This window comes from Streptomyces changchenzhani (assembly GCF_039766235.1).
Classification (GTDB): Bacteria; Actinomycetota; Actinomycetes; order Streptomycetales; family Streptomycetaceae; genus Streptomyces.
Genome location: NZ_JBDHNH010000021.1, coordinates 45,379 through 67,385, shown reverse-complemented (window position 1 = coordinate 67,385; position 22,007 = coordinate 45,379). Strand labels below are relative to the sequence as shown.

17 protein-coding genes are annotated in these 22,007 nt (G+C 65.2%); 2 read left to right on the top strand and 15 right to left on the bottom strand.

What is annotated here, in order from left to right; all coding sequences use genetic code 11:
• The first annotated feature begins 113 nt into the window (after window positions 1-113).
• Window positions 114-1,448 carry a type IV secretory system conjugative DNA transfer family protein gene (locus ABCR94_RS37540; protein WP_347125858.1) on the top strand — a complete coding sequence of 445 codons (1,335 nt, stop codon included), beginning with the start codon at window positions 114-116 and terminating at the stop codon, window positions 1,446-1,448.
• Window positions 1,445-1,951, top strand: a complete 507-nt coding sequence (locus ABCR94_RS37535; protein WP_347125857.1) for a hypothetical protein — start codon at window positions 1,445-1,447, stop codon at window positions 1,949-1,951. Before ABCR94_RS37540 ends, ABCR94_RS37535 begins: the two co-directional genes overlap by 4 nt.
• 530 nt (window positions 1,952-2,481) lie before the next feature.
• On the opposite strand, the gene ABCR94_RS37530 is transcribed toward ABCR94_RS37535, so the two are convergent.
• From ABCR94_RS37530 to ccrA, 15 genes are all read right to left on the bottom strand, one after another.
• The gene (locus ABCR94_RS37530; RefSeq protein ID WP_347125855.1) at window positions 2,482-3,390 is read right to left on the bottom strand and encodes an LLM class flavin-dependent oxidoreductase; all 909 of its coding nucleotides are present in this window, start codon (window positions 3,388-3,390) and stop codon (window positions 2,482-2,484) included.
• Window positions 3,391-3,456: 66 nt separating this feature from the next.
• The gene (locus ABCR94_RS37525; RefSeq protein ID WP_347125853.1) at window positions 3,457-4,716 is read right to left on the bottom strand and encodes an MFS transporter; all 1,260 of its coding nucleotides are present in this window, start codon (window positions 4,714-4,716) and stop codon (window positions 3,457-3,459) included.
• A 518-nt stretch (window positions 4,717-5,234) separates the two neighbouring features.
• The gene (locus ABCR94_RS37520) at window positions 5,235-6,917 is read right to left on the bottom strand and encodes a DUF885 family protein (RefSeq protein ID WP_347125852.1); all 1,683 of its coding nucleotides are present in this window, start codon (window positions 6,915-6,917) and stop codon (window positions 5,235-5,237) included.
• A 46-nt stretch (window positions 6,918-6,963) separates the two neighbouring features.
• A complete protein-coding gene (gene asnB, locus ABCR94_RS37515; protein ID WP_347125851.1) occupies window positions 6,964-8,784 on the bottom strand; it encodes an asparagine synthase (glutamine-hydrolyzing) in 1,821 nt (606 codons plus the stop codon).
• 21 nt (window positions 8,785-8,805) lie between these two features.
• Window positions 8,806-9,951: a GNAT family N-acetyltransferase gene (locus tag ABCR94_RS37510; protein WP_347125850.1), complete on the bottom strand. Its 1,146-nt coding sequence runs from the start codon at window positions 9,949-9,951 to the stop codon at window positions 8,806-8,808.
• Window positions 9,948-10,367: an aspartate 1-decarboxylase gene (panD, locus tag ABCR94_RS37505; protein WP_347125848.1), complete on the bottom strand. Its 420-nt coding sequence runs from the start codon at window positions 10,365-10,367 to the stop codon at window positions 9,948-9,950. The genes ABCR94_RS37510 and panD overlap by 4 nt, the downstream gene beginning before the upstream one ends.
• A 40-nt stretch (window positions 10,368-10,407) precedes the next feature.
• Window positions 10,408-11,769: a DUF6002 family protein gene (locus ABCR94_RS37500; protein WP_347125846.1), complete on the bottom strand. Its 1,362-nt coding sequence runs from the start codon at window positions 11,767-11,769 to the stop codon at window positions 10,408-10,410.
• A gap of 191 nt (window positions 11,770-11,960) precedes the next feature.
• Window positions 11,961-13,040, bottom strand: coding sequence for a branched-chain amino acid aminotransferase (locus ABCR94_RS37495; RefSeq protein WP_347125845.1), 1,080 nt, complete (start codon window positions 13,038-13,040; stop codon window positions 11,961-11,963).
• A gap of 26 nt (window positions 13,041-13,066) precedes the next feature.
• On the bottom strand, window positions 13,067-13,471 hold the full coding sequence (locus ABCR94_RS37490; RefSeq protein WP_347125843.1) for a nuclear transport factor 2 family protein: 405 nt from the start codon (window positions 13,469-13,471) through the stop codon (window positions 13,067-13,069).
• A 102-nt stretch (window positions 13,472-13,573) separates the two neighbouring features.
• Window positions 13,574-16,543 carry a non-ribosomal peptide synthetase gene (locus tag ABCR94_RS37485; protein WP_347125842.1) on the bottom strand — a complete coding sequence of 990 codons (2,970 nt, stop codon included), beginning with the start codon at window positions 16,541-16,543 and terminating at the stop codon, window positions 13,574-13,576.
• A 107-nt stretch (window positions 16,544-16,650) separates the two neighbouring features.
• The gene (locus tag ABCR94_RS37480) at window positions 16,651-17,937 is read right to left on the bottom strand and encodes a glutamate synthase-related protein (RefSeq protein ID WP_347125840.1); all 1,287 of its coding nucleotides are present in this window, start codon (window positions 17,935-17,937) and stop codon (window positions 16,651-16,653) included.
• Entirely contained in the window at window positions 17,934-18,950 is a 1,017-nt protein-coding gene (locus tag ABCR94_RS37475) for an asparagine synthetase A (protein ID WP_347125839.1), read from the bottom strand. Before ABCR94_RS37475 ends, ABCR94_RS37480 begins: the two co-directional genes overlap by 4 nt.
• Window positions 18,947-20,362 carry a methylaspartate mutase gene (locus tag ABCR94_RS37470; protein ID WP_347125838.1) on the bottom strand — a complete coding sequence of 472 codons (1,416 nt, stop codon included), beginning with the start codon at window positions 20,360-20,362 and terminating at the stop codon, window positions 18,947-18,949. Before ABCR94_RS37470 ends, ABCR94_RS37475 begins: the two co-directional genes overlap by 4 nt.
• A complete protein-coding gene (locus ABCR94_RS37465; RefSeq protein WP_347125837.1) occupies window positions 20,359-20,814 on the bottom strand; it encodes a cobalamin B12-binding domain-containing protein in 456 nt (151 codons plus the stop codon). The genes ABCR94_RS37470 and ABCR94_RS37465 overlap by 4 nt, the downstream gene beginning before the upstream one ends.
• 32 nt (window positions 20,815-20,846) lie before the next feature.
• Complete coding sequence (gene ccrA / locus ABCR94_RS37460) at window positions 20,847-22,007, bottom strand: crotonyl-CoA carboxylase/reductase (protein WP_347125874.1); 1,161 nt, start codon at window positions 22,005-22,007, stop codon at window positions 20,847-20,849.

Genomic DNA, 22,007 nt, shown 5'->3' with positions numbered 1-22,007 from the left:
TGCATCACGCCCTTGATCCCCACGACTTCGGCTATGCGCTTGGTACCTCGCAACGTCCCAAGGGCGTACAGCTGTGGTCCCGAGCCGACAAGGCATGCCGAGTCATTGGCCCCATGGGCAGCGGGAAGACCCTGCGATTCTTCGCACCGACCATCCGCAAGTGGGCCGGTCCGGTGCTCGCCACCTCGACCAAGCCGGACCTTGTGGAACTGACCCTCGATGCGCGGCGGCGTGATGGACGACCGGTCATGGTCTTCGACCCGCAGAACATCGCCCCTTCGCTGCCCAGATTCAGGTGGTCGCCAATCGCGGGTGCCTCGGAAACGGAGATCGCGATGATGCGGGCCAAAGCGTTCGTCGCCGGGTCCCGGGCTCCCGGGTCCGCGGCACAGTCCAGCGAAGGCAGCTCCTTCTACAAAGGCCAGGCGTCCAAGATCCTGGCCGCCTTCTTCCACGCCGCGGCCCTCGACGGTGCCAACATCGACTGGGTCTTGAAGTGGGCGCGCAAGCTGACCGATCCAGCGCCGCTCGGCATCCTCAATGCCCACCCCGGCGCCGGCCCTGGCTGGGCAGAGATGCTCCGGACGGCGACCACGGGTGACAGTCGAACCGTCGGCAACACCGCCTCGACCCTCGACGCGGCCCTTGAGCCCCTCATGCACCAGTCGGTGATCCGTGCCCTCCAGGGAGACGGTGAGGCCCCCACCGATTTTCACGAGTTCCTCGACGCAGAGGGCACCATCTACCTGTTGGGCAAGGACTCGGAGGTGAACTCCGTAGCACCGTTGACCACGGCGGTGACCGAGGACCTCCTGGACATCGCCGAAGCTCACGCCATCGCATCGCCGGCCGGGCGGCTCGACCCACCCCTCCTGGCCGCCCTGGACGAGGCACCGAACGTCGCGCCGATCCCCTCCCTTCGCCAACGCGTCGCTGACGGCCGAGGCCGCGGCATCACCGTGATCTACGGCCTCCAAGGTTGGGCATCCGCCCGCGCCCGCTTCGGCGAGGACACCGCAAACGAACTGGCGGCGTTCACCAACCACGTCGTCGTGTTCGGCGGCGCGAAGGACCCCGCCTTCCTCAAGGACATGTCCGACCTGTGCGGGCAGGTCGAACGTGAGCGTACTTCGAAGACCACGACTGGGGGAGAGCGCGGAGGGCACTCGACAGCCACGCATATGGCGCTGGAACCGGTCCTGCGTGGGGATGAGATCAGGGCTCTGCCTGAAGGCCACGCACTGGTGCTCGCGGACAACCTTCCGCCTGTCGTGACCCGCCTCGACGGCATGTGGACCTGGAAGTCCTGGTCTGAGATCGAGGGACACATCCACGATCTTCGGGCAGCCAACGAGGCAGAACGCTCGCAACAGGCCACCGCGAAGAAGAACCAGGCGAAGGCTCACGCCGCCGCCTGGTCTGCACGCGAGGAGGCGACTGCGGCATGACGAATCCGCTGGCCCACTTCCGTCCTTTCCCCGAACCACCCGTGCTGATCTTGGAGTACATCGCTGCTCGGAGCGCGGAGGAGTCCGTGGTCGACGGCCCCACCCCGTGGGATCTTGGTTCCCTGTCAGCCGAGTTGATCGCACCGATGCCCTCATGGCTCGACTCTGTGTGCCGGTGGCTCAACTGGACATATGCCTGGCAGCCGCAGGACGTCATCCCGCCCTGCTGGTCAAAGCACGAAGATCTGGGGTACGAGATCGCGGCCTTGGCCTTCGCCAGAACCGACGCGTACGAGGAGGCGGGCAAGGCCGTAATTTGGCACGAACAGTACGGCCGCTTCGTCGCACGGATGAACAAGACCCTTGGTAGGGCCGGCGACGAATGCCGAGTCGGACGGCACGAAGACCGTCCGGCACGCTTCCAGCTCGCTGCCTGGCCTCCACAGGTCGACGGAAGCGCCGAAGAATCGCAGGCCGCAGAGCGCGACGGGGAGACGGCGTGATGATGACGAACCCCGACATGGTCTTCTCGACTGATCCCCGTCACGGACTGGTGGCGCGAAGCGGCTGGGAGCAGGAAGAAGCTCGAACTGTCCTCCGCGATCTGGGCTGGGAGTGGGCAGAAAAACTACACGCTCTCGTCCCGCCGGACGACATGCCGGGGGTCGACGCCGGTGTTCAGACAATGGAAGAACTACACCGGCACGGCCACGGGACGGGCTACGCGGTGGGGCCATACGGCACGACTCCGCCACGCAAACCTCGGCGTCTCTTCCTTCGCACTCTCGTCGCGTCAACTCCAGGAGGCGCAATACCGTGATCTCCTCGGCCACCTCAGCGAGTTCCGACGTACGAGACCTCGCCGCCGCCTTCGAGCTGACGCGTTGAAAACGTCGGCACCCTCCCCCAAAAGGCCCCTCGGGACTGTCTCATGACATCAGCGGGACCACAGGTCAGAGCCGCATCACTACCGCAGCATCAAGAACTCACACCCGCTGGGCGAACGTCACGCCAGCCCTGCTGACCAGCGACTTCAGGATGGCACACGCTCATTCTTGGGCGAAAGCTGCGGGAGCACGTCGGTGGCTATCTGCTCCAGCACTTTCATATCTGCGTGAGCGCTTGATGTCTCGTGCGTCAATGGAAAGACCAGGTCAGTTACACCCATATCGCGATATTGAATCGCAGTCTTGGCGAAGACCTCCCGTGATTCAAGGACTGACCGATCCTGGCCGAGGTGTACGAGCTTGCGGATGCTGATCGGGTCACGATTCTGCTCCTCGCAGATTCGTGACAGTTCGCCGATCTGATACTGCACCAACGACGGATCGACACATGGTGCAATCACTCCGGGTTTTGAAGAGTATCCGTTGGTCACCCAGATATCAGCGTATCGCGCGGCAGTCTTCATGCCCTTCCGGCCGGTGGCCGCAACAGCGATCGGTACTCTTGCTCTCGCTTGGCTACTCGGATCTATACAAACACGTTTCGCTCCGTAGTATCGTCCCGAGTGGTCGGTGATTGACGTGCGAAGCAATTTGTCTGTCAACTCGACGAACTCATTGAATCTTCGGAAGCGTTCGGCTATCGACCATGGTTCGTTTCCTAGCGTTTCAGCATCGACACCGCCGGAACCCGCCCCAAGCCCCAATATGAAGCGTCCGCTCGATAGGTCATCAAGGGTCACGATCTCTTTCGCGAATGGCACAGGATGGCGGAAGTTGGGTGAGGATACCAAGGTTCCCAAGCGAATACGCTCAGTCACTCCTGCAGCAGCCGCAAGTGTTGGCATCGCAGCGAACCATGTCTGTCCGATGCGCTCGCGCCAAGCCACGTGGTCGTAGGTCCATGCATGATCGAAGCCCATCTGGTCAGCCAGGCGCCAAGTACGTTGGGCGATCTTCCAACTCTCTGATGGAAGGATTCGGACACCGATACGCATAGAATGCTTCCTTCGAGGATGCGGCTTCTCGGCCGTCTAATCATGTGCCGACGCCTACCAGCAACCTCATTCCGGAGATTTCATCCCGTCATGGTTCCGCACGAGTTCGAGGCCTTCACCTTGGGGCAAGTCGCGCATCCTGCGAAGCGGTGACAGGAAGTTTGGAAGCATGCTCATCATCATGCCGACTGTACCGATCCACAATGTTGTTGTTGCTCCGAACATAGAGCCCAATGCGCCACCCAAGAACCCACCCAGAGGAATGCCGCCCCAGGAGACGAACCGAGCTGTAGCGTTCATTCGGCCCAAGAGTTGATCGGGAGTGAGGGCCTGCTGGAAGCTTGATTGAGTCACAAAGCGGACTACTCCACCCAGCGAAAGAGCCGCGAGCCCGATCGCTGCCACAGCCACGCTCCAGCCGGGGTGCGCCAACGGCATCAGGGCTGCCAGAGGACACGTGACAAGTGGCGCAAGCCAGATTACCGGACCTTGCCCGATTCTCTTCGAGATCTTGCTTGCCAACAATGCGCCCGCCAAGGCACCGCAGCCCATTCCCGACAAGATGAGGCCGATACCAAAGGACTCAAGACCGATCTCCCTCTCCAGAAAGACCAGCAACATGGTTTGATACATAACCAGGAAGAGATTGAAGATCGCATCCCCCATCATGATGGCGCGCAGGGTTGGATGCTTGAGGACGAACTTCAATCCCTCCTTGACTTCTCGCCCCAGTCGAGGGTTTTCATGCGGCTCGGGCTTCTCCTCACGTTTGCGGATGCTGGCCGCCAGCAAACCCGACATGGCCAGTCCGGCCGAACTCGCCAAGAGCGTTACGGGGGCTCCGACCAAGCCGATTAGCGGCCCTCCTGCGGCTGGTCCACTGATACTCGTCACCGAGCGTATGGCCGAGAGTTTCGAGTTCCCTTCGACAAGGTTGTCACGTCCCACCAAGTGTGGAAGATAACTAACGTACGCGACATCGAAGAAAACAGTCAGCACGCCATGAATCAATGCGACTACATAGAGCCACCAGATGGTTAGAATGTCTGCCCACCATGCCGCCGGTATCGTCAGGAGGACCAGCGCCCTCGCGAAATCAGTGGTGATCATCACCGATCGCTTCCGCATGCGATCCACCCACGCGCCTGCCGGCAGCCCAACCAGGAGCGAGCCTGCCGCTGTCATCGCGGTCAGTGCGCCGACCTGGAACTCATCCACGTTCAATGCCAAGATTGCGACCAGAGGTAATGCCAGAAAAATGATGCGATCGCCCAGCTGTCCGAGCGCGGTGGCGGCAAACAAACGTCCGAAATCCGGATCGCGCAATAGGCCAAGCCGAGAGTGTGTTGACATTCGAGTTCCCTACTAAGCAGGAGGCTCCGCAAGATATTGTCAACCTAGCGGATTGTTGCGACGTGATCAAGGCTGCGAGGAAACATGGCTTAATGTCTATGCCGGACTTAGATGGCGTCTGCATTGTCGTCCGGTGTGACATTTTCGTTAGGTAGTTGAGTGGTGGCTCACTCGGCGGCGAGAAACCCCGGAATGCGAGCATCGTGGACAGTCAGAGCATGCGAGTCATCTAAGGAGCTGACTTGCACGGCTACGGCGGTGGCCGAAAAGCCAACAGCATAAAATGCCACTTGCTGGTCCACGCCCCTCTCTTTCCTGGCTGCATCCGCTCTTTCATTGCATGCTCAGCAATATTCGGAACCGTCGAGGGAGCCGAACAAATTGATTTTGGCTGCGTGGTAGTAGCGAGCGTGTGAGCCGCAGGCTCGGCCTGCCAGGATTCCGACCGGCAGCGAGAACTGCTCCCGCTGTTCTGGCGGGTGTCGCGCTCGTCACCTGCGACCGGCTTCGGCCAGTTCCGTCGCAGGCGCATCGCGGTCACCTCCGAATTGTCGAGCTGCCGCTACATGGCCCTGGTCACCAAGTAGCTCCCAACGCTGCAGAGCAAGGGGAACGTTGCCCTCGCGCCACAGGCGACCCATGAAGGAAGCAAGGCTCCATGTGTCGCCCTCGCGCTGGGCAGCCTCAGCGAGGAGGTCGTGGATCTGGATCTTGCCGGTGAGATAGCTCAGCCCCTGGCCCGGGTGCCCGGCGGAGAATGCCGCTTCCTCCCAAGCCGTGGCGGGGTCCATAGGGACCCGCTCGACCAGCCTGGCAGCGGCCTCTTCCAGGGTGAGTTCGCCGACGGCAAGGGAGATGTCGACCTCTACCCGCAGAGCACGAAGGCGCATCGCGTTCACCACGAACAGGGCGCTCGCCGGGGCATCCTGGAATAGTCCTGCGTGCAGGGCAAGTTCCTCGGCGTGAAAGGCGATGCCCTCATTGGCCGCCGAATCGAAATAGTGGCGCCGCAACGGATTGGGATGGCGCCAGGCGAGCGCCGACTGCCAGGCGTGTACGCCCTCGTGGACGACGCCCACGCGCGGATCGTAGGCCTCGACGCGCTGGAAGTAGGGCAGGTCCGCCCGGGGCGCACGGAGGTACCGCAATGCGTTGTCGCCGGGGCGCCGCGCTGAGGCGATGTAGTGCGGGACGCCGAGCCACGTCAGTGGTTCCAGGTACGGGGGCATGCAGGCATTGCGATAGTGGCGCAGGTCGTCGGGGAGGTCGATGATGCCTTCGCGACGCAGGAAGGCCCGGATGTCCTGCTCGTCGGTGCGCTGTTGCTCGACCTGCCGCGCAGTGTCGGCGAGGAGCGCTGGCTCGGGCAGGTTCCGGTGGCGGCGACGCAGCACGAGTTCGGCCGCGGCTGTGCGGGCGTACTCCTGGCGGCCCATTTCCAGCAGCTGCTCCACCGGGTACGGCAGCAGGGCAACGTTGTACAGAAAGTAGCGGAAGGCTTTCGGGCCGATACTGATCGACGCCCTGAAGGTGGGTAGGTGATCCCGCAGCCACTCCCGGTAGCCCACGAGTGCGCGTTGCGCGGTGCCAGTGACGGCGGCAATCTCTTCCGCCTGCACAGTCGTCAGGAACGGGGCCAATGCCGTCATGGCCGTCCCCAGCGCCTCGTCTGCGGTGTCGAGCAGGCGCAGCGCGTACCGGGCAAAGGGGCCTGCCGCATGTCCGCTGAGGTTGTGTTTCGCCTGCTCCAGGATCTTCGGCACATGACCGAGGAGGGCCACTACGTCCTGACCGCGCGTACCGGGCCATGGCGGTGGCTGGAGCAGCAGGTTGTAGACGGGCACCAGTGCCTGGTCGAGGTAGAAGCAGGGGTTGCGGCGCCAGGCGCGCAATAGATCCAGCTCCCAGTGCACTCGAGCGAGCGCGGAACCCAACAGGGCGGTGTCGACCTGGTTGGCGACCAGTTCCGTCGGAACGTGGAGGTCGCCATGGCGGCGCTTGAACTGGGCCAGGACACTTCGCCGTTCAGCGATGGCGTCGGACGACCAGTCAGGCAGCCAGCCGGCCGGTCGCTCGACCCGGGTGACGTCGTCGTAGGAGTCGGGCTGGGTGGCCGTACGCCACGCCCAGAACTCCTCAGCCAGGCGCCAGAGTTTGGCCCTGCCGCTTGTCATTGTTGTCTCCTCGCTCGATCCGTCGGACGCTCGGGCAGTTGGGTAATCATGCGGTCAGTGAGACGTTGTAACTCCGCATCCAGCGGTCCACCTCGATCAGGGGCAGCAGCAGGTGCAGGTTGTCCGCCATCGTCATCATCTCGCCCTGGCTGGCGGCGAGTTCCCGCACCTTGGGGATGTCCAGCAGCCCGCTCAACGGCGAGTCGCGGTCGTCCAGCACGGCGTCCAGGGCAGCGCGGACGGACTTGGCGTGGGCCGGCGAGAAGGTCGCGGGGTAGGCGCTCTTGCGGCGTCGCAGCACCTCGCCGGGGAGCAGGTCGGCGGCAGCGGCGCGGAGCAGACTCTTCTCGCGGCCGTCGGCCATCTTCATCTTCCACGGCACGTTCCACACGTACTCCAGGAGCTTATGGTCGCAGAAGGGCACCCGCACCTCCAGCCCCACGGCCATGCTCATCCGGTCCTTGCGGTCGAGGAGGTACACGAGCGGCCCTTGCAGGCTCAGATAGAGGACCTCACGCATCCGGGCCTGCCGGCCGGACTCGCCGGTCAGGCGCGGCACACGGGCGCGAAGCGTGGCGTACCGGTCGCGTTCGTCGTCGTCCGGACGGATCCGGGCCCGGGCATCGGGTGCCAGGCAGTCCGTGAGGCGGGGGCTATTGCCGAGCCAGGGAAAGGTGTCACCCCAGACGGTGGCGTGATCGAAGAACCAGGGGTAGCCGCCGAACACTTCGTCAGCCGCCTCACCCGACAGGGCAACCGTGGACCGCTCCCGAATCGCTTGGAAGAGTAGGTACATCGAGGAGTCGAACTGTCCGAGGCTGGGCAAATCGCGGGCAAGGAGGATCTCCGGTACGACCGTGGACAGCGCCTCGGGGTCGAGGGTGATCGCGGTGTGGTCGACCCTTAGATGGGCGGCAGCGGACAGGGCGAAGGGAGTGTCGCGTTCGGGGCGCAGAGCGGTGGCGCGGAAGTCGTCCTCGGCGCCCTCGAAGTCGACGGAGAAGGAGCGCAGCCTCCGCGGGTGGTGAGCGGCGGCCAGGGCGGTGATGACCGACGAGTCCAGGCCGCCAGACAGCAGGCAGCACAGCTCCACGTCCGCCACCAACTGGTGGCGGACGACATCCTCCAGGATCTCGCGGACCCGTGCCACGGTGGTCGCGGCGTCATCGTGATGCTCCCGGCTCACCAGCCGCCAGTAGGGCGTCTCGTGCGCCCCCGACCGGGCGAAGCGCACGAGATGGCCCGGCTGCACCTGCCGCAGATCGGTGAAAGGTGTCTCTCCTGGCATGGACAGGCGCGGGTTGAACAGAATGGGGAGTTTGTCCTCGCTGGTGCGCGCTGTGAACAGCGGGTTGGCCAGAATCGCCTTGGGCTCCGAGCCGAACAGCAGGCCGCCGCCGTAGACGTGGTAGTACAGGGGCTTCACACCGAGCCGGTCACGTACGAGGAGCAGCTCCTCACGGCCGGCGTCCCAGATTGCCAAGGCGAACATCCCGGTCAGGTGATCGACAAAGGCAGCGCCCCACTCCAGGTAGGCGTGCAGCACGACCTCGGTGTCGGAGACGGTCTCGAAGTGGTGACCGCGCGCGATCAACTGCGCCCGCAGCTCGCGGAAGTTGTACACTTCGCCGCTGTACGTCAACACCACGGGGCCCTCAGGTGAGCGTCGGAGCGCCACCATGGGCTGCTTGCCGCCCTCCAGGTCGACGATGGCCAGGCGCCGGTGACCGAGGGCGACGTGCGGTGCGAGCCACACCCCCTCGGAATCCGGGCCCCTCCGGTACAGGGAACCGGTCATGGCCTCCACGGTCTGCCGTTCCAGGGTGAGGTCCCGGGAGAAGTCGATCCAGCCGGCAATGCCGCACATCACGCGCTCCTGGTGCAATCGTCAGGGAAGATGGGGGTGGACAGCGGAGGTCCGCCGCGACGGGCCCGGCAGGCCGGCGAGGAAGTCGTCCAGGTCGACGAGGCGATGCCCTTGCACGCCGGGGCAGCTCCACCGCAGGTCGAGCCGGGGCGGACGGTCGTCGTCGTGGAAGTAGACCGCCTCGAACCCCTGCTCCGGGCCGAACCCGAGCAAGGGATTCGCGGCCAAGAAGTCGCGGACGGACGGGGTGTCCCGGCGGACCTGCAGCAGGAGCCGTTTGTTCGCGAAGTGGTTGCTGGGCAGGACCACTTCCGGGTGCATCTTTCGCTTGAACTGAAAAATCCCCTTGCTCAGGAACGGCTCGCACCCCGAAAGGTCCACCCGTGTCAGGCCGTGCTCAGCCGCCCACTGCAGGATCAGCACGTACATCGCCAAGTAGGTGCCCGAGCCATACGCCTGGTCGCTGCCCTGGTCCACGCCAGCCAGACGGATCACCAAGGTCCGGCCTTCGAGCCGGCACAGCATCCCCGCCACGCGCCGGTCTGACTCCCGCAGGAAGAAGAGCACACCGCGCTGGAAGAGACACACGCGCGCGCTCTCCCGGTCCTCGGATCGGGCGGAGTCACCGTGCCGGTTCGCCATGGTCGGCCGGTGCATGTCGTCGTAGAAGAATGCGAAGCCCTTCTCGCCGGTGGCCACTTCCAGGGTGCGGCGGTGGGAGCGGAGCTCTCGCGAGTGCTGCTGCCGAGCCTTGCGGGAGAGCCTGCGCAGTACCTCCTGCGGGTCGGGCCCGACTGGCACCCCCAGGGTGACCCGGAACGGCAGCAGCAGGCGGTGCCGCGGCAGCCGTTCCGGGACACGGTCGCGCAGCACGCCGACGGAGAGGATGTCGGCGCCCGGAGCGGCCCGGCCGGACACGAGGGCGGTCCAGGTAGTGCCTCGCCGGATTCGGTGCGACGGCGTACCGCGCTGCTGCTCCAGGAACGGCAGCACGTGCGTCAGCCCCTGGGGCAGGCCGCCATACGCCAGCACCAGCCCCTCGCCGTCCGGCCAGGACAGCGTGACCCGGGGCCGTGCGGTGACGGCGGCATCGGCCAAGGTGTGGGCCCGTACGATGCGCGGGTCGGCGCTGTTGTTCCAGACGTACCGCCAGGTCGGGGGAATCACCCCTCCTCCACCGTGTCCCCGGCGGTCAGTCCGTAGCCGGCGGGAGCGGAGGCGAGGGCGGAGGCGAGGTGCACGACCCGGTTGTGCTCGTCCACGAACACCACGTTGGGAGCTAGCTTGGCCGCGTCGCCGTCGGGCACCGTCGCGTAGGCGATGATGATGACGAGGTCGCCGTTTTGGACGAGGCGGGCCGCGGCGCCGTTGACACCAATGACACCGCTGCCGCGGGGACCCTCGATCACATAGGTCTCGAACCGGTTGCTGTTGTTGATGTCCACCAGGTGGATAAGTTCGCCGGGGAGCAGATCGGCGGCGTCCATGAGATCAGCATCGATGGTGAGGGAGCCGACGTAGTTCAGATCGCACTGGGTGACCGTGGCGCGGTGGATCTTGGATTTCAGCATCGTACGGAACATGGATGTCCCCTCTCGGTGTGGTGGTCCTGTCGGGTCGGATCTACGCGTGGGCGGCCGCGAGCAAGGTCTTGGCAAGGTCGTCCGCCGTGGCGGCGCGCGTGATGTGCTCGTCCCGCAGGGGGGCGAGCAGTTCGTCGCTGTAGTAGCCGGAGGCGTGCACGATCACGTCGGTGTCCGCCGCGACCAGGCCGCGTTCACGGGCCACGAGCACACCGGTGATCGCCTTGACCACGGACCACTCGCGGATCAGGGCAGGGTCGGCGGCGATCGTGATGCGGGCCTCGGCGGCGAGCGAGCGCACCTCGTCGAACTTGTCGAGGCACTCGCGGCGGGACACCACGACACCGCCGCCGCCGTGCCGCGCGACGATCTCGTTGACCTGCGATCGCGTCGGCGGCTCCTTGGTGTAGAAGGTGGCGTCGATCACTTCCTGCGGGTGGTCCGTGACCGCGGGGAACTCGACCGCCGCGGACTGCCGCCAGACACCGGACTCCTCGTCGTGGGTGTACTCGGGAACCTTCGTGCCGAGCAGGCTGGTCACCATGTCAGCCGTGGCGAGCTGCTGGACTAGGAAGAAGCCGGGGTGCCAGGCGGGCGCCGGAAGTCCGGTCAGGCCCTCAGCAAGCAGCTGATGCCCGAGGTGGTAGCCGATCAGTCCGAAAGCGCTGGAGACGGCGTGGGCGTGTACGCGCGGTGCGGACCGCTCGGTGATGGACAGCAGTTCGGCCTCCACAAAGGCGCGCGTCGCATCCGCGATGCGGTAGTTGTCGAGGTCGAGGGTGTACCAGATGCGGAAGCCGGTGGTGTCAAAGATCTCCGCGGCATACCGCTCCACGACCTCGCTGCTGAGCAGCTTCACGTCGCCCGGCTGCTCGACATCGGCGAGGACCACGGGGTTCGCCGTCCGCAGCGACCGCTCGGCGGTCAGCGGGCAGTCGCGCAGCTTGGACTGCGACGCCTCGGGGGCGAGCATGACGATCCGCAGCTCGTCGGGTGTGGCAAGGCCGGTCTCGTAGGCGCGGGCCACGGCATCCCGCAGTGCCGTCCCCTTGTTACCGGACGTCGGCGTGACCAGCAGCACCCGCTCGCCGGTGCGGCGGATGTGCGCGGCGGCACGCGCGATCATCAGCAGTGATGCAACGGTCTTCGTCGTCCGCGCACCGGGATTGCGCATCAGGTCGAGGATGTACATCCGCGGTTGCACCTGAGTCAGGCCGACATCCGTGACCTCGGTGAACTTGGCGAACCCGGCCGGTTTCGCGTCGAGCTCCAGAGGTATCAGGGGTGATGCGGTGCGCGCGGCACTCGCCTTGCGCGCGGCCGCCTGGATCTCGTGGAAGTACCGGTCGAGCACGTTGCGCACGACGCGACCGGTATCGGCCGCCTGACCCACAGTGGACATGAGGGACTCACTCCTTTGGGAAGCTGTTGGTTTCGCAACGATGACGTCGTCCACGGCCCGTGCCGACCGCTGGCCGTAGGGGAGTCGAACAAAAGGACTCAGGCCGACAAGCCACATCGGGGACCTGGCGGGTGCGGCCTAGGACCTGAGGGAGCATCACCCGGATCAAGCTGCCGTCGGCATCGCCGGGCTTAATGTCCAGCCGCGGAGTGCAACCAGCCGTCCGGATCCGGAGCCAGTCCGTGGTGCAGATCGGTCAGCGCCGTGCGCAGTGCCAGAGTGACCGGCCCTGGCTTTCCGTTTCCGATGGTCCAGGCGTTGCCGCGGTCGACGACTCTGCTGATCGGGGTGACCACGGCGGCAGTTCCGCAGGCGAACGCCTCCGACATCAGGCCCGAATCGCACTCGGTGCGCCACTGGTCCAGGGAGATGCGCTCCTCCACCGCTTGGTAGCCGAGGCGCTCGGCCAGGATGAGGATCGTATTGCGCGTCACGCCAGGCAGCAGCGTGCCGGTCAGTTTGGGAGTGACCACCTGTGCCTGCATCCCCTGGCCACGGACCAGGAAGATGTTCATTCCTCCCATCTCCTCCAGGTAGCGCCGCTCTACGGCGTCCAGCCAGAGGACCTGCTGGCAACCTGCCGCTTCTGCCTCGCGCTGGGCCAGGAAGGAGGGGGCGTAGTTGGCGGCCACCTTGACGTCACCAGTGCCGCCGGGGAAGGCACGGCTGTAGTCGTGGCTTGCGTACACCGAGACCGACTCGACGTACTCGCCGAAGAACCCGCCGGCGACAAAGGCCATGACCAGGAACCGATAGGTCCTCGACGGGCGCAGCATGAGCGACGTGTCGGTTCCGAACATGATCGGCCGCACGTAGATGCTGTGTGCGGGATCGCCGGAAAGGCTGCCCTCGTCCGCATTGATCAGCTGATCGACGGCCGCCACGAACGTCTCCACGGGCAGCTCGGGCATGGCCAGTCGGCGGCACGAACGCTGAAAGCGCAAGGCGTGGTCGTACGGACGCCATACGCCCATCGAAGCGTCGGCGCGCCGGTGGGCCTTCAGCCCCTCGTAAGCGACCTGACCGTAGTGGAGGCCGATCACCCCAGGATGAAGGGACAGATTCTGCAGCGGAGTTATCCGGCCCTCGGACCAACCCTCGCCCTCGGTCCACTCCATGCTGATCATATGCTCGGTGAAAGACTCGCCATGGCCAGGGTGCCGCACGACACGGTCGCGTGCGGTGGCGCTGGGTTCGAAAATGGCGGACATGTGAGAGCTCCTTCGGAACGGTGGTCTCAGACCAGAGGGGCAAAAAAGTAGGTGTCGCGGCTGGAGAAGAGGCCGTCGGGACACACTGTGAAGCTGTCCGCGAAGCGCAGGTGCACCGGATTGCCGTCGTTGAGCTCGCCGTGGAACTCGCCGAACACGCCGACGGTGTGGCCGTCCGTAAGCAGAGTGGTCAAAGCGTGCTTGCCCACGCGAATCGTCCGGCCCCTGCCGTAGAAGTCCAGCAGGCCCTCGGGGCCAACCATGAGGTCGTAGCCGGGTCGACGGTATTCGGCGTCGAGGGCAAACAGAGCGGCAAGACCGTGCACGTCTCCGCTGTCGACCAGGTCGTAGAAGCGTCGAACCGTGCGAACCGCGAGCTGTTCCGAATCGGAGCCCTCGGGTGTGGTGGGTCGATCGGGGCCGGATGTCACTGTCTTACCTCCTCGATGCGGACGGGTGGTCATGAATAGGGGCTGCACGAGCCGATGGGAGCGAGCGGAACCCCACGTGTGCCAGGGCGGGGCACCACGCCGTCATGAGGCCCCTCTGCGCCGGGAGCTCAGTACGGGCCCAGCCGTGCGGTCCTTCGCGAGCCGGCCGACGAGATCGGCAACCGTGGGCGCTTCGAAGACGGCCTTGATGGACAACTCCGCCCCGAGCGCCGAGCGGACCCGGTTGACCAGTTTGGTGACGTGCAGGGAGTGGCCGCCGAGGTCGAAGAAGTTGTCGTCGATTCCGACGTGCTCGACTCGGAGGACCTCGGCGAACAAGTCGCAGAGGAACTTCTCTTGCTCGGTGCGCGGTTCCCGGCCGGCTTCGCGCGGCGTGAGGAGGGGAACCGGCAGGGCGCGGCGATCAAGCTTGCCGGTCGCCGTCATGGGGAGCGAGTCCAGCACGACCACCGCGGAAGGCACCAGATAGTGGGGCAGCCGTTCGGCCAGGAACGCACGAACCGCCGCGGGATCCACACTGCTGTCGTCCTTGGCCACGACATACCCGACCAGACGCTTGTCACCGGGTGCGTCCTCACGCACGACAACCGCTGTACGGACCAGTCCCGGGTGCTCAGCCAACGCCGACTGCACCTCGCCGGGTTCGATCCGGAAGCCGCGGATCTTCACCTGGTCGTCGGCACGACCCAGGTACTCCATGATCCCGTCGGCACGCCAACGCACCAGATCGCCGGTGCGGTACATACGCTCGCCTGGCGCACCGAACGGGCAGGCGATGAAACGCTCGGCAGTCAGGCCCGGCTGGCCGACATAGCCATGGGCGAGTCCCACACCGGACATGTAGAGCTCACCTACCACCCCCGGAGCTGCCATGGCGAGGTTGTCGTCCAGCACGTACAGGCCCTTGCCGCGAAGCGGCCGGCCTACCGGGATGGCAGGACGGGCACCGTCCTCGGCGGTGATCCGGTGGGTCAGGGTGAAAATCGTCGACTCGACCGGCGAGTAGCCGTTGACCAGTCGGATATGCGGGAACACACGCACCAGACGCATCACATGGTGCACCGATGCTGCCTCCCCGCCGGTCATCACCTGCTGGAGGCCGGTGAACGTCGCCGGGTGCTCGTCCAGCAGGAAGTTCAGCAGGCTCGCCGACACGTGCATTGTGGTGACGCCGTGCTCCCGCACGAGGGAGGCGATCAGTGCCGGTTCGGGTCGCTGTCCTGGTTGCAGCACACATACGCCTCCGGAGAACAGGGCACCGAACAGCTCGAGCGCGAAGGCGTCCCACGACACGGGCGAACACTGTAGCCACACCTGCGAGGGTTCCATGTCCGCGAAGTCCTGGCCTAGCATCGTGCCAACGATCGCGCGGTGCGGGGTCACTACACCCTTCGGCACACCCGTCGAACCTGACGTGAACATCACGCAAGCGGCGTCCTGCGGGCTGGCACGGTGCCCAAGCCCCTGAACCGGCCGCCCAGCGATCGCCTCCGCGTCGGTGTCGACGCACATCAGAAGATCCGGACGTCCGGACAGCCGCCCGGCGAGCTCAGTCCTGGTCACCACGGCCCGCGCGGAGGCGTGGGTGAGCAGTGCCTCCACTCGACCGACCGGCAGGTCCGGGTCGAGCATGGTGTAGGTTCCGTCGGCCTTGAGCACGGCCAGCACGGCGACCACCTGCTCGATGCCTCGCTCCAGGTACACACCGACCACCTCGCCTCGCCCCAGCCCGGCGGCGACGAGATGGTGCGCCAGCCGGTTGGCTCGCACATCCAGATCGCGATACGAAAGCCGCTCCCGCTCGAAGATCAGCGCGTCGGCGTCCGGCCGCTCAGCCGCCTGCTCCTCGAACAGCTCATGCACCAAACGATCCGTCGACTGCCGCGCCGGTGAGCCGTTCCAATCGACCAGGAGCGTTCGGCGCTCGGTGTCCGACAGCACCCCCACCCGGCTCACCGCGTGCTCCGCGTCGGCAAGCGCCGAATCCACGAAACGAACCAGCCGGGCCGTCAGGGCGACGATCGACTCCCGATCGAACAGATCGGTGGAGTATCTCACTGCGACATCGACACCGATCGCGGTCCCGTCCGCGCGGTGTCCCTCTGCGAGCTCCACGACGAGATCGACAGCGGCCGCGTTCAGGTCGAACACCCGCGCCTCGGCGGCCAGCCCGGCGAACTCGGCGCGAGCCGTGGTGCGGTCCTCCGACACCAGCATGACTTGGAAGAACGGGTGGCGGGACGGCATACGGGCAGGAGCCAGTTCCTCGACCAGACGCTCGAAGGGCACGTCCTGATGGGCGCAGGCCTCCAGGGTGGTCTCTCGCACCTGGGCGACGAGTTCCCGGAAGGTCGGGTCACCGGATAGGTCGGTTCGCAGCACAAGTATGTTGAGCGCGCTGACCGAAGCTCGTCCAGGAGCGGAGGTGCCCAGGGGAACGTCCGTGCCTGCGCCTAACCGGGACAGCAGTCCCGCCATGGCAGCCTGGAGCACCAGGAACACTGACACCTGGTGTTCCTGTGCGAAGGTGACGAGCCGTTCGTGCAGTCTGGCCCCGATCCGCGCCACATGAACCGCGCCGCGGTAGGACGGAGAGGCAGGGCGGGGCCGGTCGGTGGGTACCGCAAACTCTTCGGGAAGGTTGGCCAGTGCCCGGCGCCAGTGGGCGAGTTGCTCCGACATCAGGCCCAGCGAGTCTTCCGCCGAGGCCTCCCGTCGGAGAAAGCTCGGCTTCTCGTCAGGCACCTTGCCCTCACGCCGCGCGGCGTAGGCCGCGGCCACATCGCTCAGCACCTGACCCAATGCCCAGCCCGCACTGGCCATGCGATGCGTCACCAGCACCAACACATGGTCCTTGGTGCCTACCGAGAACAGACGAGACCGCACAGATGCCTCACTCGGCGGCACGACGTCACCAATGGCCTCTGTCAGCGCGTCGTGAAGTGTCTCCTCGGAGCAGTGGGTCACCGCCCAGGGGATCTGCGCCTCTTGTCCTTTGGAGAGGCCGTGGCGCCTGACAAGGTCGGTGACCGCGGCCTGTAGGGCGTCCACATTCAGTGATCCCCGAAGCCTGATGGTCAAGGAGACGGTGCCAAGGGAACGGGGCCCCTCCGGAAGGTTGTGCAGCCAGAGTCGTGCCTGATCAAAAGCGGGTGGAATCATCGAAACTTCCCAGAAGTCAACCGGTCGCGGGATCCGCTGCCGAACGAGGGGAAGGGCCACAGATCCTCAGGCCCCAGGGAACCGGGCGTGTACTTGCCCAACGCGCTGATCAACAGGCGCAGCTCGAGAGCGAGACAGGACAGCAGATTGACCAGTCCCGCTGCCGGATCTTCGTCGACAGCGACGAGCGCCGCGCGCCCGAGTCCGACCGCGGTGGCACCGAGAGCCAGACACTTGACGGCTCGGCTTCCTTCCCATATCCGCCCGGAGGCGAGGAGGCACGCATCGTGGTTCCCGATCCGGACCAGGCATTCGCCGAGCGGCAGGCCGACCTGGTCGATTGTGGCGACGGGTGCCCAGCCGGTGCCCCCCTCCGCGCCGTCGACGATGACGGCGTCCGCGCCGGCCTCCCAGGCAGTCGCCGCGGCAAGTGCGACATCTCGTCCCGGATGTAGCTTCACCCAGACCTTGACCCGAGGGAAGTTGTTGCGCATCAGCCGGATCTGCTGGCGCAGGATCTCTTCCGTGAAGGTCCCCGCGCTGCCACACCGCAGGACCTCTTCGGCGCCCTGACCGAAGATCTCGTCCAGCGCGAACTGCTGGTCCACCTGCGCAGCGGCCGAGCGGTTCAGCAACGTCATCCCGCCGAGGCCAGGCTTGGCCCCCTGACCGACCTTGAGCTCGAAGGCCAGCCGTCCGCTCTCCAGCAGCGGCTGCGCGGACGGGTCGCTGTAGACGAGGTTCCACACCTCGGCATCGGCGTCCTCGGTGCTCTGCTGAATCGCCAGCCCGCCGAACCCATCCAGGAGTTCCTCCTGGTAGGCGGCGAGACGGCCGAGGATAGTGCGCTGGGTCTGCTCACCGACCCTGCCATAGCCCGTCATGGGCACGATGTTTTCGCCGATGGTCATCGGGATTCCCAGACGGCCAGCCTGACGGCTGGCATTCAGCACCTGCTCCGTGCCAGCGGCCTTGGTCGATCCGAAGGCGGAGACGTAGAGCGGCAGCGTAGAGCGCAGACCACCAATCACCGTGTCGAGGATGACGTCGCTATGCAGGGGTTCCCTGCCGAGTTCGAGCAGTTTCTCCAGCCGCTGCGGCATGAACACGGGTGGAGTCAGCCGCATGCCGCCCAGGGGATCGCTGACGTCGGCCACGGCCGCGGTAGAGCCGTAGAGGACCTGCCCGTAGTTCTGCCGGTCGGGGAAGGCGGCCGCCATACCCTCACGGGCGCGTTCGCGGACGGCCTCCTCCGAGAAGCCATGGGCGTGCAGCGCGGTCACGGCGATACCACTCCCGGCACCTTCGGGAAGGCGGACGCCTGCCAGACACTGTCGAGTCCCGCAAGGTAGCGGGTGAACCGCTCCAAACCGATCCCGAATCCGGCGCTGGCTGGAATACCTTCGCGTAGCAGATCCAGGTACCAGCCGTACTTGGCAGGGTTCTCACCGGTTTCCCGGATCCGGCTGACGATGCGGGTGTAGTCGTACTCCCGCTCACTGCCGCTACATAGCTCGCCGTACCCTTCCGGGGCCAGCAGGTCGAAATTGCGCAGCAAACCTGGTTCCGTCTGGCTCTCCCGGTCGTAGAAGCCACGTGATCCCTTGGGATAATCGGTGACGAAGACCGGACGACCCAAGTGGCTGGACAGCAACGCCTCGCCCGCCCATTCGATCTCTGTGTCCGTGTTCTGCACATGTCCCAGTTCACGGAGCTTTTCCAATGCCTGAGCATGCGTCATGGTGGAGAAGGCCTGGTCCACCAGCGACTCGAAGGCCGAAGGATCGCGACCGAGCGTCTCCAGTTCCGCAGGCAGATCAGCGATCACCCGGCTCACGATCTGCCGGACGAGCCGCTCCAGCACACCGGTAATCTCCTGGCGTGAGGCACCGGCCATTTCCACGTCGATCTGATGGAACTCGGCTAGGTGACGGCTGGTGTTGGTGGTCTCGAGCGGCTCCAAGCGGACGTTGGGTGCGATGTAGAAGATCTTGTCGTAAGTCAGCAGGGAAGCCTGCTTGTAGAGAATCGCACTGGTCATCAGCTTGTACCGGTGGCCGTAGAAATCCACGTCCACCTGCTTCGAACCACGGGTGCCCGGGTCAGTCACCGGTCCGATGATCGGCGGCAGCATTTCCACGAAGCCGGCGTCGGTGAGGTGTTCACGGGCAACGCCCAGCAGGTGCCGCTGGATGGCCAGCACGGCCCGAGTGATATCCGAGGTGAGGTGGTGGCGGACACTGTCCGGGGACGACAGCGGCTGCTTGAGCAGAGTGGACTCGGGAACATGCGTCATGAGACGGATTCCTTCGCGTATCGGGTTAGATCGACGGCGTCGACCGGAGCGGTCAGAGCGGCGTGCCGAGCACCGTTCTCAGCGACTCGGGAGAACGTCGCGTCCGCCAGAGCTAGCTGGTCGTATTTGCGCTCGACATAGGAGAGCGAGCTCAGCAGGTCAGCCGACGAGAGCCGAACACGGTCGTGGACCGTTCGGCGAACCGGCATCGAGCCGACTTCGCACCAGTGCAGCCGTCCTTCGGAATCCAAGAAGCTTCGAGTGCGTCCGGCGTTGTCCGGATGCAGGCAGAACGGAACGTCCAGCAGCCCTGTTGCGAACGCCCGGACCAGCGCCCTTCCTATGTACGGGTCGAGAGCGAGAACGGCATCGATGATCGTCCGAGCCTCGTCGAGTATGCCGGTGTCCTGGCTGCCGGCCGCTCTGTGCTCCGCCGGCTGACTCGCGGCGGCTCGTGCGGCGAGCTCCAGGGCTGCAACGTTCTCCGCGATGTTCGGAATCCGATGTGCCTCAGCGGACGTCTTCACGACGAGTCGGGCCACGCCGGTGCGCACCGCCAAGCGAGCGGCTTCCTCCAAGAGCAGCTCGGATCCGGCTGATGTGCGGGGAAACACCCCCATGTAAGCGTAGAGAACGATGTGCCAGTCCATGGTGCTCAGCAGCTCGCCGGCGATTGTGGCCAGCGCCTTGATAGCCTCCTCATCCTGCACGGCATTCGTCTGCTGCGCATAGCTGAGTGAGACGCTGTGCAGCCCGTGGTGTTTGAAGAAGAGTGCTTCCAGCACCGCCAGAGCGACCAGCAGGCTGGGCGGGCACATCTGGCCCATCATGCAGCCGCCGAAAGTCTCCAAGTGCGGCTCGACACCCGTCTCTTCCAGACGCGCGAACATCTCACAGCAGCGCGCCCAGTCCAGTACGGACTGCTCCAAGGGGGTTCGGCTATACGGCAGACAGTAAGAAACCGGGCCGCCCTCGGTGGCAGCCAGGCCCGCAGCCACCAAGGCCTCGAATATCGCGTAGGGAGACGGCGAACCGTGCCGGACCTGGATCGGGAAATCAGGACTGGCGATCCCATCGGTGACACCGAGGGTGGTGGCGGTGCCGAGGGCCACGATGGGGTAGCCGTTGAGCGCCACCCCATCGGCCACCGCACGACGAGCGAGCTCGTGGGAACCCAGGCGGGTGTAGCTGTCCAACGTGATCGTGCCCACGGTGACCGCCTCCGCCTGCCGGGTGGCCTGCAATCCGGACCGCATCAGATGGGGATCGCTCATTCCCATCCGTGGCTGGACCACAAGATGACCGGCGCGCTGAGCGGCGCCGACGAAGGCTCCGAAGGACTCGACCGACGGACCGGTGACCGGACGGCCATCGAGGTGACGCACGAGCGATGAATGATTGCCTGCGCTCATTGCGTCACCTCTGACGGCAGCGACTGGATGAAGTCACGGAAGCTGACGATGCCGACACTCTCCTCGAAAACCGCATCGAAGCCGGCCTCGATCAACTCCCGGGCACCCCGCCCGTGCTCCCCGCCGCCGATGCCGAGCTTGCCGCCTATGACGATGGGCGTGTGGCGTAGTTCAGGGCAGCCACGCAGCGAGCTCACCACGCGTTTTCCGTCGACGAAACCGTGCCCGTTGACCGTCGAGATCACGATCAGGTCGGGACGCCGGGCACGACATTCGTCGACCACCAGTTGGTCGGGTACGCAGGCACCGAGGTTGGTCACCCGGTGACCCAGCTCTTCGAGGAGGAGTTGCAGATAGACCAGATTCCACGTGTGGGCATCTGAGGCCACGCTGGTGACAACGACGCCCAGGCCCGTAGTTTCGGGTGGATGCGCGTAGAAGTGCAATTCCACAGTCGGTTCCCGTCGAACGGCATTGACCTGAACTATTTACTGGCACCAACCAGGGCAGCGACGTTGCCCGGTGCCTGTACACCCTCAAGTAGATGCTGATGAGCCTGGCCGATCTCGTCGAACGTATAGGTATGCCCCAGGTGGGGAGCCAGGAGACCCATATCGACCAGACGTGTCACGGCATGACACTCTCGCGGATTGGCGAAATGAGACCCCTGAAGCCGCTTCTGCCGCATCCAGAGATATCTGAGGTCAACGTCTACGTTGAAGCCGGATGTGGCGCCGCAGATCACGATCATTCCGCCTGAAGCGCACATGAAAACCGACGTCGGAATGGTATCGCTGCCGGGATGTTCGAACACTATCTTGGGAGACACTTTTTCGCCAAGAATTTCCCAGATCTCGCGCCCGAAAGCCCGCAGATCGGCCGTCCTCGACTTGTGTTCCTCTGTGTCGGCCGGGGGCACGCGTCCCCAGTGGTTGTACTTGGTTCGATCAATGACTCCGGCGGCACCCAGCTCGAGGCAGTACTTGGCCTTCTCCGGAGACGACACAACGGCAATGGGCTTCCCTCCCATTTGGAGAGTCAGCGAGATCGCCATCGAACCGAGGCCGCCGGACCCACCCCAGATGAGAACCCCGTCCCCGGGCTGAACCGTGTTGGGCGGCCAGCCGGCGAGCTGCCGGTATGCCGTCGCACCGGTGAGCAGGTACCCCGCTGCCTCAGCCCAGCTCAGGCGGGCGGGCTTGGGCAGGCACTGAAGCTCGGCCACCAGGGCGAACTGAGCAAAGGAACCCCAGTTCAGTTCGTATCCCCACACCTGCTGCGACGCTGCCAGCATGGGATCGAGGCCGAGCCGCACATCAGGATCATCCTCGTCCCAACGACAGCCCGATAGTACGACCTCGTCGCCCACCTTGACTCTCCTTACGCCCGCGCCGACCTTCCAGACAATTCCGGATCCCTCTGAGCCGCCGATATGAAAAGGCTCGGTGCTTCCTTGACGCTGGCGCATCGCCACGACATCGACAGGCTTACCTTTGGCGGCCCATACGTTGTTGTAGTTGATACCGGCGGCCATGACCGCCACGAGAACGAAGCCCGGCGGAACCTCAGGTGTATCGACGACTTCCGTCCGGAACGCTGTTGCCGGTTCCCCATACCGTTCCGGGCGAATGACCGACGCATACAT

Coding starts and splice junctions, on each gene's coding strand:
- ABCR94_RS37470 (WP_347125838.1), bottom strand. CDS start 20,362: ATGAGCGCAGGCAATCATTCATCGCTCGTGCGTCACCTCGATGGCCGT.
- panD (WP_347125848.1), bottom strand. CDS start 10,367: ATGTTCCGTACGATGCTGAAATCCAAGATCCACCGCGCCACGGTCACC.
- ABCR94_RS37540 (WP_347125858.1), top strand. CDS start 114: ATGGGCAGCGGGAAGACCCTGCGATTCTTCGCACCGACCATCCGCAAG.
- ABCR94_RS37475 (WP_347125839.1), bottom strand. CDS start 18,950: ATGACGCATGTTCCCGAGTCCACTCTGCTCAAGCAGCCGCTGTCGTCC.
- ccrA (WP_347125874.1), bottom strand. CDS start 22,007: ATGTATGCGTCGGTCATTCGCCCGGAACGGTATGGGGAACCGGCAACA.
- ABCR94_RS37500 (WP_347125846.1), bottom strand. CDS start 11,769: ATGTCCACTGTGGGTCAGGCGGCCGATACCGGTCGCGTCGTGCGCAAC.
- ABCR94_RS37530 (WP_347125855.1), bottom strand. CDS start 3,390: ATGCGTATCGGTGTCCGAATCCTTCCATCAGAGAGTTGGAAGATCGCC.
- ABCR94_RS37535 (WP_347125857.1), top strand. CDS start 1,445: ATGACGAATCCGCTGGCCCACTTCCGTCCTTTCCCCGAACCACCCGTG.
- ABCR94_RS37495 (WP_347125845.1), bottom strand. CDS start 13,040: ATGTCCGCCATTTTCGAACCCAGCGCCACCGCACGCGACCGTGTCGTG.
- asnB (WP_347125851.1), bottom strand. CDS start 8,784: ATGTGCGGCATTGCCGGCTGGATCGACTTCTCCCGGGACCTCACCCTG.
- ABCR94_RS37520 (WP_347125852.1), bottom strand. CDS start 6,917: ATGACAAGCGGCAGGGCCAAACTCTGGCGCCTGGCTGAGGAGTTCTGG.